The organism is Brevibacterium sediminis (genome assembly GCF_024895295.1).
GTDB lineage: Bacteria > Actinomycetota > Actinomycetes > Actinomycetales > Brevibacteriaceae > Brevibacterium > Brevibacterium sediminis.
The window spans coordinates 784,131-799,260 of record NZ_JAHQRN010000001.1; the positions used below are offsets into that span (position 1 = coordinate 784,131).

A 15,130-nucleotide genomic window follows, 5' to 3' on the forward strand; every position below is an offset into this window, starting at 1 on the left:
TGGGCGACCGAAGATCAGCGGCCTGCGCGCAGGTCGAGGGAGTACAGCAGCGTGTCGTATCGCTTCTCCCCCACCGCCACGAAGTCCGGGAGTCGTCCGTATCGGGTGAAGCCGAGGGATTCATAGAGGCGGATGGCGGCCGCATTGTCTCCGCGCAGGTCGAGAGTGACCACTTCCGTGCCGTGATGACGTGCCGCCCGAATGAGCGCCTCCATCAGCTTCCTGCCCGCGCCCTGACCTTGGGCGTCCGGGGCGACGGCCACCTTTTCGATGTCGACATGGGGGCGGAACGTCGGGCGAGCGTACCGATTCCAGTACGCGAAGCCGGTGATCTCGGTTCCGGTGCGAGCGATTGCGGCAGCGGAATCCCCGGTGTCAGTGCCCGCGGCCAGGCTGCCGATGAGATCCGCGATCTCCTCGACAGGCGGAGCTGAGACCCAGCCGAGCGCGGCACCTGCATCGACGAGGCGGCCGAGCAGCGATGTCACCTGCAGGACATCGTGCTCGGCCACCCCCTCGGCGGGGAGGAGATCAACTCTGACTGCGGGCGTCCTCGGTGCGGGTCTCGTCGACATCTGCGTCCTCCTCGGTCGGAACGTAGCCGTTGATGCGCGGGGCATCGTAGCGTTCGACGTCCAGGATCTCATGCCGCTTGGCCACGATGGCCGGGACGAGCGCCTGACCGGAGACGTTGAGCGCGGTGCGGCCCATGTCCACGATCGGCTCGATGGCCAGCAGGAGTCCGACGCCCTCGAGGGGCAGACCCAGGGTCGACAGGGTCAGGGTGAGCATCACGGTCGCACCTGTCGTGCCGGCCGTTGCGGCCGAGCCGATGACGGCGACGAAGATGATGAGCAGGTACTGGATGAGGGAGAGATCGATGCCGAAGAACTGTGCGACGAACACGGCAGCGATGGCCGGATAGATCGCAGCGCAGCCGTCCATCTTCGTCGTCGCACCGAAGGGCACGGCGAAGGCGGCGTAGGAGTGGGGCACCCCGAAGTTGTCGGTGGCGACCTTCTGCGTCACGGGCATGGTGCCGATCGACGACCGGGAGACGAAGCCCATCTGAGTGGCCGGCCAGACTCCGGAGAAGTACTGGCGCACCGACAGTCCATTGGCGCGAGCCAGGGCCGGATAGACGATGAAGAAGACGATCGCGAGGCCGATGTAGACGGCGACGACGAACCACAGCAGCGAGCCCATCGTCGACCAGCCGTAGGAGTTCACGGCGTTGCCGATGAGGCCGAGCGTACCGATCGGGGCGATGCGCACGATCCACCAGACGACCTTCTGGACCACGGCCAGGGCCGCCTCGGTGAACTGGAGGAACGGCTCTGCGGCCTTGCCGACCTTGACCGCGGCGATGCCGATGGCACCGGAGACGATGATGAGCTGGAGGATGTTGAAGTTGACCTCGGAGGTCATGACTCCGGCGTCATCGGGTGCGGTGGCCACCTCGAGCCCGAGGAAGTTCACCGGGATCAGTCCGGTGAGGAAGCCCAGCCAGCTGCCCTGGGAGTCTGGTGCACCGGCGTTGAGCGAAGCGGCATCGGCGTGGGCGCCGGGCTGCATGACGATGCCGATGATGAGTCCGAGGACGACGGCGATGAGAGCGGTGAGGGCGAACCACAGCAGGGTCGACATCGCCAGCCTGGCGGCGTTGGTGACCTTGCGCAGGTTGCCGATGCTCGCGATGATCGCGGTGATGACCAGTGGGACGACGGCGGCCTTGAGCAGTGTGACATACGACGAGCCGATGGTGTCCAGGGTCTGGCCGAGCCAGTTGTCAGCGGTGTCGCTGACCGGTCCCCATGAGCGGGCGATGAGCCCGAGGATGACACCGGCGACGAGTGCGATGGTCACCTGCACTCCGAAGGACTTGCTCCACGCGGGCAGTCTCATTGAATTCCTCTCCTAGCGGGTCCTCCCCTCTGAGATCCGCAGGGAGGATTAGGCAACAGAGAGCACAACTGTTGAGCAATCTGCAAAATTCCCGGGCCACCTGTGATCTGTCTCGCAGTTTGGAATCGGTCCACGCGCGGCCCCGGACACAGAGGCGCCGGCGGCGCCCGCCCCGTGATCATGGGGCAGGCGCCGCCGGCGTTTGAGCCTCGTAGCGGTCAGTGGCGGGGAGAGTGGCCCTCGCGCACGATCGGCACTTCACGGGTGATCGGCGCTTCAGCCACGACTCCGTATCCGGCCAGCGGGTCCTCCTCGGAATCCGAGGCATCCTGATAAGCGGCCGTCACACCCTTGGCGGCATCACCGATGGTATGGATGCGCAGGGCGTTCGTCGAACCGGGGATCCCGGGAGGCGAACCGGCCACGAGGATGCTCTGATCGCCTTCGCGGGCGGTGCCGTCCGCGAGCAGAACGGCGTCGACCTGACGCGCCATCTGGTCGGTGTGGCGCACGGTCTTCACGAGGTACGGGCGCACTCCCCAGGTCAGCGCCAGCTGGTGGCGGACCTGCGGGTCGGGCGTGAAGCCGAGGATGGGCCAAGCAGGGCGCAGCCGCGACATGCGCCGCACAGAGTCGCCGGTCTGCGAGAAGGTGCACAGGAGGTCGATATCGAGCTGCTCAGCAATCTGCACGGCAGCGGCGGTGACGGCTCCGCCCTTCGTGTGCGGGACGGTGCCCAGTGCCGGGATCCGCTCGAGACCGTGCTCTTCGGTGGAGCCGATGATCCGGCTCATCGTCCGGATCGCCTCGACCCAGTGCGCACCGACCGAGGTCTCACCGGAGAGCATGAGCGCATCGGCGCCGTCGAGGACGGCGTTCGCGCAGTCGCTGGCCTCGGCGCGGGTGGGCCGCGGCGCATCGATCATCGTCTCGAGCATCTGCGTGGCAACGATGACGGGCTTGGCCTGCTGGCGGGCGATCTCAACGGCCCGCTTCTGCACGATCGGCACCTGTTCGAGCGGCAGTTCGACGCCGAGGTCGCCGCGGGCGACCATGATTCCGTCGAAGGCATCGATGACCTCATCGAGCTGGTCGACGGCCTGCGGCTTCTCGAGCTTGGCGATGACCGGAGCCGTGATGCCGACCTCGTCCATGACCGCGCGCACATCGTTCATGTCCTCGGGGCTGCGAACGAAGGACAGGGCCACCCAGTCGAAGCCGAGCTGAAGCCCCCATTTGAGATCGTCGACGTCCTTCTCCGACAGGGCGGGGACGGAGACCGGGACGCCGGGGAGGTTGATGCCCTTGTGGTTGGAGATGGTTCCGCCGATCTCGACCTCGGTGACCACATCGGTGTCGGTCACCTCGGTGGCGCGCAGGCGCAGGCGCCCGTCGTCGATGAGCAGCGGATCGCCCACGGACACGTCTTCTGCCAAGGTCGGCAGGGTCGTGGATACGAGCTCTGCGGTGCCGGGGACGTCACGGCTGGTGATGGTGAAGGTGGCCCCTTCGACGAGCTCTTCCTTCCCGTTGGCGAAGGTGCCCACGCGGATCTTCGGACCCTGCAGGTCCAACAGGACGGCGACGGGGCGTCCGGTGTCGAGGGCGGCCTGGCGGACCCAGGCGAACTTCTCTTCGTGCTCTTCTCGTTTTCCGTGGCTCAGATTGAATCGGGCGACATCGACGCCCTCATCGACGAGCTCGCGGATCTCTTCATAGGAGTTCTGGTTCGGACCTAAAGTTGCGACTATCTTTGCACGCCTCATACGCTCCACCCTACCTAAAGTCTCAGCGGGCGGTTTCCACCGCTCTACGCTGGTCACGGGCGGTGAGAGTGCGGCACTTCGCTGTGCCGCACCACCACCCTTTCTCAATTCCTGACATGCATTATCTTAGCATTTGAACCCTTCGTCGGTGGGCCGCACGGGTGCCGGAAGTCGCGTCGACCCGGTCAGGAACCGGTCGACTTCCGCGGCCGCGGCACGGCCTTCCGCAATGGCCCAGACGATGAGCGACTGTCCGCGTCCGGCATCACCGGCGACGAAGACTCCCGGCTGCGCCGTATAGTCCTCAGCCCGGTCGAATGCCCCACCTGCACCGGCTTCGAGATCGATCTGCGCGGTCTCCGGTCCGCTGAATCCCAGTGCCAGCAGCACGAGATCGGCGGGGATGACGTGCTCGGTGCCCGGTGTCGGGATGCGGCGGCCGTCGGCGAACTGCGTCTGTGCGACCTCGATTCCGCACACCTTGCCCGAGTCGTCTCCGACGAACCGCGTCGTCGAGGCCAGATACCGCCTGGTTCCGCCCTCCTCATGTGAGGATTGGACCTCGAAGATCCGCGGCACCGTCGGCCACGGCGAGTCGGCACCGCGGTCGACCGGCGGCTGGGCGCCGATGGCCAGGGTCGTCACCGAGGCGGCTCCCTGGCGCAGAGCCGTGCCCAGGCAGTCCGCTCCGGTGTCGCCGCCGCCGATGATGACGACGTGCTTGCCGGCCGCGTCGATGAACGGTGCCGAGTCTGCCGCCGAGGCCGCGTCGGACGCCTGTGCCCGGTTGGACGGCACGAGGTAGTCCATCGCGAATTCGATTCCGTCCAGTCCGCGCCCGGAAAGCTCCATATCGCGCGGCACGGTGGCTCCGGTCGCCACCAGCACCGCGTCGAAGCGGGTCTGCAGTGCGGCGAAGTCGATGTCGCGGCCGATCTCGACTCCGGTTTCGAACCGAGTGCCTTCGGCACGCATCTGGGTCAGGCGGCGGTCGATATGGTGCTTCTCGAGTTTGAAGTCCGGGATGCCGTAGCGCAGCAGTCCGCCGAGGCGGTCCTCGCGTTCGAAGACGACGACCGTGTGCCCGGCTCGGGTCAGCTGCTGAGCGGCGGCGAGTCCGGCCGGTCCGGAGCCGATGACGGCGACGGTGTGCCCGGTGATCCGGTCGGGGACGACGGGGGTGATGAGTCCGGCGGCGAATCCGTCGTCGACGATGGAGACTTCGACCTGTTTGATCGTCACGGCGGGTTGGTTGATGCCGAGCACGCAGGCATTCTCACACGGTGCCGGGCAGGCCCGGCCGGTGAATTCGGGGAAGTTGTTCGTCGCGTGGAGCAGTTCCACGGCGCGGGAGAGCTCCCCGCGATACATGGCGTCGTTGAACTCCGGAATGAGGTTGCCCAGCGGACATCCTTGATGGCAGAAAGGCACTCCGCAGTCCATGCAGCGAGAAGCCTGTCGGCGCAGCTGTGCCGGATCACCCTTTTCGTAGACCTCGGAGTAGTCCATGAGCCGGATCGGCACGGGCCTGCGGGCAGGGAGTTCGCGTTCGGTGGTGGTGAGGAATCCTCGCGGATCAGCCATGTGCGGCCTCCAGAATGGTCTGCCAGGTGTTCTCGGAGTCGGCAGTTTCGCCGCTGTTCTCGAGCTCTTCCTGGATGTCTTTGATTCGCGCATAGGCGACGGGAATGATCTTGGTGAAACGGGACAGGATGTCCTGCCCGCGGTCGAGTCCGGCCAGCAGTTCGCCGGCCAGCGGAGAACCGGTCGCCGCGACATGGTCGCTGAGCAGTCTCTGCAGGATCGGCACATCGGAGTCGCCGATGCCGCCGAATCTGAAGACGCCCGCGGCTCGTTCCTTCGGGTTGAGTCGACTGGGATTGAAGTCGAGGACGAAGGCCGTGCCTCCGGACATTCCGGCCGCGAAGTTGCGTCCGGTGGGTCCGAGGATGACCGCCACTCCCCCGGTCATGTATTCGAGTCCGTGGTCTCCGATGCCTTCGACGACGGCTTCCACGCCCGAGTTGCGCACGAGGAATCTCTCGCCGACCGTACCGGACAGGAATATCGACCCGGACGTCGCACCGTAGCCGATGACGTTGCCGGCGATGACGTTGTGTTCCGGTCGGGTGGAGTTCTCCGGGCGAGGCGCGACGCTGATCGTACCGCCCGACAGTCCCTTCCCGACGTAGTCATTGGCGTCGCCGCGCAGATCGATGCTCACACCGCGCGGCATGAAGGCGCCCAGGGACTGGCCGGCCGTGCCGTTCAGGGATACGCGCACGGTTCCCGAGGGCAGCCCGTCCGCGCCGTGGGCCTGAGTCACTCGGTGGCCCAACAGGGTGCCGACCGACCGGTCCGTATTCTCCACCTCGGCGTTCAGGTGCACCGGGGAGCCAGCAGCGACAGCCGCTCCTGCCTGCTCCAGCAGCCGAACGTCGAGTTCGCCCGCGAAGTCACGTGGTGTGCGCGCCTGGCTCACCCTCGCCGAGGCGGGAGCGCCGTCGAGATCGGTCGGAACCGTCAGGATCGGGGTCAGGTCGAGATCCAGTCCCGATGCGGCCGCCCGATCTGCGTCGATGCGCAGACGTTCGACGGCGCCGATCGCCTCGTCGAGGCTGCGCAGTCCCAGCTGTGCGAGGTAGCCGCGGACCTCCTCCGCGATGAAGGTGAAGAAGTTCACGACATGGTCGGCCTGCCCGTGGAACCGTTCGCGCAGCTTCGGGTTCTGCGTGGCCACGCCGACCGGGCAGGTGTCCTGGTGGCAGACCCGCATCATGATGCATCCGGAGACGACGAGGGCGGTGGTGGCGAAGCCGAATTCCTCGGCCCCGAGCAGGGCGGCGATGATGACGTCGCGGCCGGTCTTCAGCTGCCCGTCGACCTGGACGCTGATCCGCTCGCGCAGACCGTTGAGCACAAGGGTCTGCTGGGCTTCTGCCAGTCCGAGCTCCCACGGGGTTCCGGCGTGTTTGAGCGAGTTGAGCGGGCTGGCACCCGTGCCCCCGTCATGGCCGGAGATGAGCACGACATCGGCTCCGGCCTTCGCCACTCCGGCGGCCACCGTGCCGACTCCGATTCCGGAGACGAGTTTGACGTGGACGCGGGCAGCCGCATTGGCCCGACCGAGGTCGTGGATGAGCTGAGCGAGGTCTTCGATGGAATAGATGTCGTGATGCGGAGGCGGCGAGATGAGACCGACTCCGGGAGTGGCGTGGCGGGTCTTCGCGATCCACGGGTACACCTTCTCCCCCGGCAGCTGACCGCCTTCGCCGGGTTTGGCACCTTGGGCCATCTTGATCTGCAGGTCGTCGGCGGCGGTGAGGTAGTGGCTGGTGACGCCGAACCGACCGGAGGCGATCTGCTTGATCGCCGACCGACGCTCCGGGTCGAGCAGGCGCTCGGTGTCCTCGCCGCCCTCGCCCGTATTCGACTTTCCGCCGATCCGGTTCATCGCGATCGCCAGCGTCTCGTGCGCTTCGGCCGACAGCGAGCCGTAGCTCATGGCCCCGGTGGAGAACCGGCGCATGATGGCTTCGGCGGGTTCGACCTCGGAGATGTCGATCGGACCCGATTCGGTCGGGACCAGGTCGAAGAGCCCGCGCAGAGTCATCAGCTCGGCGGACTGTTCGTCGACGGCACGCGTGTACTGCCGGAAGATGTCGAAGCGACCGGTGGCCGTCGAGTGCTGCAGTTTGAAGATCGTCTCCGGGTTGAACAGGTGCCCCGGGCCTTCCCTCCGCCACTGGAATTCTCCGCCGACGAGCAGGTTCCGGTGAGCCGGACGCGGATGGTCCTCACGATAGGCGTCGGCGTGCCGCGCCGTCGTCTCGGCCGCGATGTCGTCCAGCGTCTTACCGCCGAGCTGATGGGGGGTCGAGGTGAAGTGCTTTTCGATGACCGAATCCGCCAGTCCGAGAGCCTCGAAGGTCTGCGCCCCGTGGTAGGACTGGACGGTCGAGATGCCCATCTTCGACATGATCTTCAGCAGGCCCTTGTTCAGCGCCGTGAGCACATTGGCCACGGCCGCCTCGGCACTGATGCCTCGGATCCGTTCGGACCTGACAAGGTCCTCGGCCGATTCCATGAGCAGGTACGGGTTGACCGCCGAGGCTCCGAAGGACACGAGCGTGGCCGCATGGTGGACCTCGCGGACGTCTCCGGCCTCGACGATGATGCTCACCTGGGTGCGGCTGCGCTCGCGGACGAGGTGGTGGTGCAGTGCCGAGGTGAGAAGCAGCGACGGGATCGGCGCATATTCCGAGTTCGACTCCCGATCCGTGAGGATGAGGAACACGGCGCCGTCGGCGACCGCGGCGCTCGCCTCCGCGCAGAGGTCGGCGAGGCGAGAAGCCATCGCGTCCTCACCGGCGCCGACCGGGTACAGACCCGACAGCGTCACCGAGGGGCGGGTGATTCCCTCGCCGAGGTGGCTGCCGGACAGGTGCGCGATCGCCGTGAGCTCGTCGTTGTCGATCACCGGCCGCTCGAGCAGGATATGTGCGGAGTCCGGCCCGGTGGAGCACAGCAGGTTGCCTTCGCGGCCGATTCCGGCCGACATGCTCGTGACGATGTCCTCGCGGATGGAGTCCAGCGGCGGGTTCGTCACTTGGGCGAAGTTCTGGTGGAAGTGGTCGAAGAGCAGCCGGGGGCGGGTACTCAGCGCCGCGATCGCGGTGTCGCTGCCCATCGCGCCCAGCGGCTCGGCCCCAGTTTCGGCCATCGGGGCGATGAGCACACGCAGCTCCTCCTCCGTGTATCCGAAGGTCCGCTGTCGTCTCCGAACCGAGGCGCCGGGGTGGCTGACGTGGACGCGGGTCGGCAGTTCGGCCAGTCGGGTGGCCGAGGCGTCGACCCATTCCCGGTAGGGATGTTCGGTGGCGAGGCTGTTCTTGATCTCCGTGTCGGAGATGATGCGTCCGGCCTCCACATCGACGAGGAACATCCTGCCGGGGGTCAGTCGTCCGCGGGCGGTGACTTCGGCTTCGGGCAGGTCGACGACTCCGGCTTCGCTGGCGAGCACGACGGTGTCCTCGGTCATGATGTACCGGGCCGGGCGCAGGCCGTTGCGGTCGAGCACGGCTCCGGCGAGTCGGCCGTCGGTGAAGGCGACGCAGGCCGGCCCGTCCCAGGGCTCCATGAGCAGCGAGTGGTATTCGTAGAAGGCCCGCCGCTCCTCGGACATGGCCGGGTTGTTCTCCCAGGCTTCGGGAATCATCATCAGCATGGCCTGCGGCAGCGACCGCCCGGAGGCGACCATGAGTTCGAGGACCGAGTTGAAAGAGGCGGAGTCCGAGGCTCCGGCAGGAATGATCGGGAAGATCCGCTCGAGTCCCTTGGACGTCCCTGCGACCGGAGATTCGAGGAGGTCGCTGGCCAGGGCGGATTCGCGTGCCTGCATCCAGTTCCGGTTGCCGCGCACCGTGTTGATCTCGCCGTTGTGGGCGATCGTGCCAAACGGCTGTGCCAGCTGCCAGGAGGGAAAGGTGTTCGTGGAGAACCGGGAGTGGACGAGAGCGATCGCCGAGGTGAGGCGTTCGTCACCGAGTTCGGTGAAGAAGCGGTCGAGCTGGGCGGTGGAGAGCATTCCTTTGAACGTCAGCGTCGTCGGCGACAGCGACGGGAAGTAGAGGCCGGCGTTGTCGAGTCGCTTCCGCACGATGAACGCCCGGCGAGCGAGATCGTTCTCATCACGGGCGGGATGGTTCTCATCACAGCCGAAGAACACGTAGCGCATGGCCGGCATGGTCTCGGCGGCGATCCGACCGAGCACTCCGGGGTCGACAGCCGCGGATTCCACGTGGAGGACCTGCAGTCCTTCTTCCGCGGCGATCCTGGACACGAGTGCGTCCTGGTCGACGCCTGCGGCGTCAACGCTGAAATCGGGCTGCGTCTCCTTGGTCAGCGGAGCGGTGGCGGCGTTGAGATCGGCGGCGTAGTCCTGAGCGAAGAAGCCGATGCCCATGGCATAGCTGCCCGGCGCCGGAAGAGAGATTCCGGATTCGCCGAGAACGGCGGCGAAATAGTCGTGCGGGATCTGGATGGTCAGTCCGGCACCGTCTCCGGTCCCGTCGTCGGAACCGATTCCGCCGCGGTGTTCGAGCCTGCGCAGAGCGTCGAGGGCCTGGGTGATGACCGTGTGGTCGGCTCCGCCCCTGTAACGGGCGATGAGGGCCAGACCGCAGTTGTCGTGTTCGAGCGCCGGATCGTAGAGCCCGATGCGGCCAGGTGGGGCCGTGGTCTTGGGGGTCGACTGAGCGCTGTGGTTCATATACTGCCTTCTCGGTGTTGAGTGCTTCCCGAAAAGACGGCGCTGTCCTCTGCGGTTTGGACGAGTCCGGAAAGGGTGTCCCCGGACCCGGCTGTGAGATGACTCTCACAGCCGGAGTATCAACTTACACCATGTGCAATTTGAGAAAAAGCAGAAAAAGGAACGAAGTGCGAACCTATTTGTCTTGAGTATCGGACGTTCGAGGGTCTGCGTCGTGCGCTGCGGGGGCTGACTTCCCGCGCACATCCGGCACGATCGAGATCGCCGAGGTGACCGCCCCGAAGAATCCGAAGCTGTGGCGACCGCTGAGATCGATTCCGGATTCGTCCTCGGGCTCCGAGTCGTCCGGGTCGGCGCCAGTCGTGGTGCTGTCCCCTGTCGCAGACGCCGCATCGTCGACGTCTGCACGGCTCGCAGAAGCATCGGCAGTCAAGTCGGAAGCCGAGGCGGGGGACGCGGTCACGGTCGAGCGCCGTGATGTCGGTGCCCCGCCTCCGTCGTGACCGTGCTGATCGTCCGGATCGGCCACCCGCGCTACCGAAGGCAACGGGGCTCCGGAGGCGGCGGCCGCCTCGGCGATATTGGGTGCATTGATCTCAAAGGTGTGCTTTCCGCGGCGATGGCGGCGCAGCAGGGTCCGGGACCCGTGCATGTAGACACCGGTCTCATAGGTGCGGTGACGCAGTCGGGAGACGATGAGCCAGCCGAGGCCGATGAGCAGGGCGAGGATGGCCGTCCACACGTTGAACGGCAGTCCGAACAGCAGGCGCGCGTCCTCGGCCGCGGGGGTGCCGATCCGCAGGGCCTCGAGCAGAATGCGGCCGAGGCCGAACAGGCACAGATACAGGGCGAAGACCTGTCCGTAGCCGAGCCGGAGGCGTTTGGACACGATGATGAGCACAACACAGGCGATGAGGTTCCACGCCGATTCGGTGAGCACCGTGACCAGTTCGAGGCGACCGTCGAACCAATCGCTGAAGGCTCCGGCGACGTGGCCGAGGATGAGCCCCGGTGCGACCGAGTCGAGCAGCGGTCGGAACCTGATGCCTTGGATACGGGTGAGCACCCAGACGGAGAGGAAGCCGAGGATGGTGGCTCCCCAGAAGCTGAATCCGCCGTCCCAGACCGCCAGCGCCCGCAGCGGGCTGCCGTCGGGGCCGAAGTAGGTGTCCGGCGCCGAGAGCAGATGTCCGAGACGTCCGCCGATGATTGCCGCAGGCAGACCGACGACCGTGATGGCCCACAGGTCTCCCTTATGGCCGCCGCGGGCGCGCCATTGGATGCCTGTCATCCACAGCGCGAGTCCGATGCCGAGGACGGTGAAGACGACCCATGCCGGGCTGAAGCTCATGCACACCCTTCTGCGAGCTCGGCGGCGAGTCGACCGACTCCGGCCACTCCTTCGGAGTTCAGCGCCCGAACGAGGGCGGAGCCGACGATGACGCCATCGGCATATTCGGCGACCTCGGCCGCCTGTTCGCGGTTCGACACGCCGAGCCCGACGCAGGCGCGTTCGGCTCCGGCTTCCTTCAGCCGGGCGACGAGATCGCGCGCATGGTTGTCGACTTCGGAACGGACGCCGGTGACACCCATGGTCGAGGCGGCGTAGACGAATCCGGAGCTGTGCTCGACGATGCGGGCCAGGCGCTCCGGCGTCGACGAGGGTGCGGCGAGGAAGATGCGGTCGAGGTGGTGCTTCTCGGAAGCTGCCAGCCACGGTGCCGCCTCATCGGGGATGAGGTCGGGAGTGACGATTCCGCCGCCTCCGGCCGAGGCCAGGTCGCGGGCGAAGCTGTCGACGCCGTACTGGAGCACGAGGTTCCAGTAGCTCATGACGACGGCGGTGCCGCCGGCTTCGGCGATGGCTTCGACTGCGGTGAAGACATCGGAGGTGCGCACACCGTTGTCCAGTGCCGCCTCACCGGCGCGCTGGATGACGGGTCCGTCCATTCCGGGGTCGGAGTACGGCAGACCGACCTCGATGATGTCGACGCCGTTGCGGACGAGTTCGACCATCGCCTCTGTCGAACCGGCCACGGTCGGGAAGCCGACGGGCAGGTAGGCGATGAGTGCGGCCTTGCGGCCAGCCTCGGCGACGGCGTCGAGGGTGGTTCCTGTGCGTGGACCTGAGTGCGTCATACCTGCACCGCTCCTTCGTCGATGTAGTCGAACCATTTCGCGGCGGTCGTCATATCCTTGTCGCCACGGCCGGAGAGATTGACCAGCAGGACCGCGTCGGGTCCGAGCTCACGGCCGATGCGCATGGCTCCGGCCAGGGCGTGAGCGGATTCGATGGCGGGGATGATGCCCTCCGTGCGGGAGAGCAGTCGCATGGCCTCCATCGCCTCCTCATCGAGGACGGGTTCGTACGTCACGCGCCCGGTGTCGTGGAGGTGGGAGTGCTCGGGGCCGACCGATGGGTAGTCGAGTCCGGCGGAGACCGAGTGGGAGGCCTGCGTCTGACCGTCGTCATCCTGGAGGATGTAGGTGGCGGAGCCGTGGAGGACACCGGGGCGTCCGCCGGAGAACCGGGCGGCGTGATGGCCGGAGTCGACTCCTTCGCCGCCGGCTTCGAAGCCGAAGATCTTCACGTCCGCATCGCCGAGGAAGGCGGCGAAGAGTCCCATCGCGTTCGATCCGCCGCCGACGCAGGCGCAGACGGCGTCGGGCAGGCGACCGGCCATGTCCTGGATCTGTTCGCGGGCTTCGACCCCGATGACGTTCTGGAAGGAGCGGACCATCGCCGGGAACGGGTGAGGACCGGCGACCGTGCCGATGACATAGTGGGTGTCATCGACGTTGGCCACCCAGTCGCGCATGGCTTCGTTCATCGCGTCCTTGAGAGTGCGGGTGCCGTTGGTCACGGCGTTGACCGTGGCTCCGAGCAGACGCATGCGTGCGACATTGAGGGCCTGGCGCTGAGTGTCCTCCTCGCCCATGTAGACCACGCAGGACATGTCGAGCAGGGCCGCGGCGGTCGCCGTGGCGACTCCGTGCTGTCCGGCTCCGGTCTCGGCGATGAGACGGGTCTTGCCCATCCGCTTGGCCAGCAGAGCCTGCGCCAGGGCGTTGTTGATCTTGTGGCTGCCCGTGTGGTTGAGGTCTTCGCGTTTGAGGAACACTCGAGCACCGCCGCAGTGCTCGGCGAAGCGAGTGGCCTCGGTGAGCAGAGAGGGCCGGCCGATGTAGCTGCGCTGCAGAGTGAGGAGTTCGTCGGTGAAGGCCGGATCCACCTGGGATTTGCGCCAGGTCTCTTCGATCTCGTCGAGTGCCGGGATCAGCGCTTCGGGGATGAACCTGCCTCCGAACTCGCCGAAGTACGGTCCGGTCTCCTCGCTCAAATCGGTCATTGCGGTCCTTCTCGATCTCCTCGTGGCGCCGGCCTGTGGGGCGGAGAGACTCCGCCTCACCGGACGCCGGAATGGGTGCAGTGTCAGCCCATCGTCGGCCACGTGGAGCGGCCGACGCGGGCAGGGTTCAGGATACGGACAGGGAGCGGCGTTCCCGGCCGAGTGCGGTGTACTCCTCGACTGCGGCCTGCGGACGGCCGCCGGTGACGAGGGCTTCGCCGACGAGCACGAGATCGGCTCCGGAGTCCGCGTACTTCGACACCTCGGCGGCTCCGGCGACGCCGGACTCGGCCACGAGGGTGCAGCCGGCGGGAGCGAGTTCGGCCAGGGGCGCGAACCGGTCGGTGTCGACGCTGAGATCCTTGAGGTTGCGGGTGTTCACGCCGATGAGTTCGGCACCGAGTTCCGTCGCGGTCTCCAGCTCTTCGCGATTGTGGGTCTCGACGAGCGCTGTCATCCCCAGTTCCGTGGCCAGGGCATGGAACTCGCCCAGCTGCACGGGATCGAGTGCTGCGACGATGAGCAGAACGATGTCCGCGCCATGAGCGCGGGCCTCGTGGAACTGATATTCGTCGACCATGAAGTCCTTGCGCAGGACCGGGATGTCCACGGCCGCGCGCACCGAGTCGAGGTCGGCGAGACTGCCGTTGAAGCGGCGGGATTCCGTGAGCACGCTGATGGCCCGGGCTCCCCCGGCGGCGTACAGACCGGCGAGCGTGCCCGGGTCGGGGATCTCGGCGAGGTCACCGCGGGAGGGTGACTTCCGCTTGACCTCGGCGATGACGCCGAAGTCGGCGGACAGGTCGAAGGGGCGGACCGGTTCGGCCGCAGCGGCCCGCGCGGTGATCTCGCTCAGCGGTACCTCGTTCCGGCGTGCCTGCAGATCTTCCCGCACGCCGGAGATGATGTCGATGAGGACTGTCATTTCTTCTTCGGCTTGTTGCCCAGTCCGATGGCGCGCAGGATCAGGCCGACGACGACGCCGAGGGCGACGATGCCGATGGAGATGTAGGTGATCGTGGGGTTGTGGATCGTGAATCCCACACAGCCGACCGTGACGCCGATGAGCATGATGACGACTCCGGTCCATCCCGCCACCGAGTTGCCGTGACCGGGATCGGCGATCGCTGCGTAGTCGATCGTGGATTTGTCGAGATCTGCGGCTCCGTTGCGGGCGAGGGACTGCGACATGGCGCTCCTTTGTGTGAGTGCGTGACACGCGTGTGGAAACTTTCCTCCATTGTGTCACGCTTCTTCGGCTGACCGGACACCGACCCGGTCACAAGGTCATTTCGAATCCGGGTCGGTGTCCGGGTCGGTCGACGTTTCGTCGTCGGGTGCGTCTTCGACGTCTTCTCCGCGGGACAGTGCGTCCCAGGTCGCGGCGGAATCGAATTCCCCGGAAGCGGATTCGGCGGTGCGGGCGTAGCGGTTGGAGTTCGTCCACCCGTTCGAGGCGACGGCGACCCAGACGATGCCGATGACGCCGATGCCTGCGGCCACTGCGGCGATGATCGCCCAGGAAGTGGCTCCCGGCGCCGAGGCGGCGCTCAGTGCAGTGATCCCGTAGCCGATTCCGGCGATGCCGGCCAGTCCCAGGACGACGAAGCGGCCGATCCGTCCGAGCATTGCGGCGAGCAGTCCCGAGACCGCGATGATCGCCACACACGCGGTGGCCACGGGTGAGGTCTGGGAGCTCGGATCCTCGGTGACCTTCGCCACTCCGCTGGGTCCGAGCGTGTCGCCTCCGGCACCGGCCTGCCAGGCGGAGATTGTCAGCGCCCACAGGGCAGCGGCGATGACGAGGATGATGAGGACTCCGCGTGATTTCGTCATGG

Annotated in this window: 11 protein-coding genes; all 11 read right to left on the reverse strand. The window is 66.7% G+C overall.

Annotated features, from left to right (window positions below):
* Positions 1 to 14: 14 nt before the first annotated feature.
* Positions 15 to 575: a GNAT family N-acetyltransferase gene (locus KTJ89_RS03650; protein ID WP_259356793.1), complete on the reverse strand. Its 561-nt coding sequence runs from the start codon at positions 573 to 575 to the stop codon at positions 15 to 17.
* A complete protein-coding gene (locus tag KTJ89_RS03655; RefSeq protein ID WP_259356794.1) occupies positions 532 to 1,905 on the reverse strand; it encodes a dicarboxylate/amino acid:cation symporter in 1,374 nt (457 codons plus the stop codon). Before KTJ89_RS03655 ends, KTJ89_RS03650 begins: the two co-directional genes overlap by 44 nt.
* A gap of 218 nt (positions 1,906 to 2,123) precedes the next feature.
* Positions 2,124 to 3,671, reverse strand: coding sequence for a pyruvate kinase (gene pyk / locus KTJ89_RS03660; protein WP_139467307.1), 1,548 nt, complete (start codon positions 3,669 to 3,671; stop codon positions 2,124 to 2,126).
* 126 nt (positions 3,672 to 3,797) lie between these two features.
* Positions 3,798 to 5,255, reverse strand: coding sequence for a glutamate synthase subunit beta (locus tag KTJ89_RS03665; RefSeq protein WP_139467308.1), 1,458 nt, complete (start codon positions 5,253 to 5,255; stop codon positions 3,798 to 3,800).
* Positions 5,248 to 9,942 (reverse strand): glutamate synthase large subunit, encoded by a 4,695-nt coding sequence (gene gltB / locus KTJ89_RS03670; RefSeq protein WP_259356795.1) that lies wholly within the window; start codon positions 9,940 to 9,942, stop codon positions 5,248 to 5,250. Before gltB ends, KTJ89_RS03665 begins: the two co-directional genes overlap by 8 nt.
* A gap of 175 nt (positions 9,943 to 10,117) precedes the next feature.
* Positions 10,118 to 11,293: a prolipoprotein diacylglyceryl transferase gene (locus KTJ89_RS03675; protein WP_259356796.1), complete on the reverse strand. Its 1,176-nt coding sequence runs from the start codon at positions 11,291 to 11,293 to the stop codon at positions 10,118 to 10,120.
* Positions 11,290 to 12,081, reverse strand: coding sequence for a tryptophan synthase subunit alpha (gene trpA / locus KTJ89_RS03680; RefSeq protein WP_259356797.1), 792 nt, complete (start codon positions 12,079 to 12,081; stop codon positions 11,290 to 11,292). Before trpA ends, KTJ89_RS03675 begins: the two co-directional genes overlap by 4 nt.
* Positions 12,078 to 13,292: a tryptophan synthase subunit beta gene (gene trpB, locus KTJ89_RS03685; protein WP_259356798.1), complete on the reverse strand. Its 1,215-nt coding sequence runs from the start codon at positions 13,290 to 13,292 to the stop codon at positions 12,078 to 12,080. Before trpB ends, trpA begins: the two co-directional genes overlap by 4 nt.
* Positions 13,293 to 13,419: 127 nt before the next feature.
* The gene (trpC, locus tag KTJ89_RS03690; protein ID WP_172169674.1) at positions 13,420 to 14,217 is read right to left on the reverse strand and encodes an indole-3-glycerol phosphate synthase TrpC; all 798 of its coding nucleotides are present in this window, start codon (positions 14,215 to 14,217) and stop codon (positions 13,420 to 13,422) included.
* Complete coding sequence (locus tag KTJ89_RS03695) at positions 14,214 to 14,483, reverse strand: HGxxPAAW family protein (protein WP_139467314.1); 270 nt, start codon at positions 14,481 to 14,483, stop codon at positions 14,214 to 14,216. The genes trpC and KTJ89_RS03695 overlap by 4 nt, the downstream gene beginning before the upstream one ends.
* A gap of 96 nt (positions 14,484 to 14,579) precedes the next feature.
* Entirely contained in the window at positions 14,580 to 15,128 is a 549-nt protein-coding gene (locus tag KTJ89_RS03700; RefSeq protein ID WP_139467315.1) for a Trp biosynthesis-associated membrane protein, read from the reverse strand.
* Positions 15,129 to 15,130 lie beyond the last annotated feature (2 nt).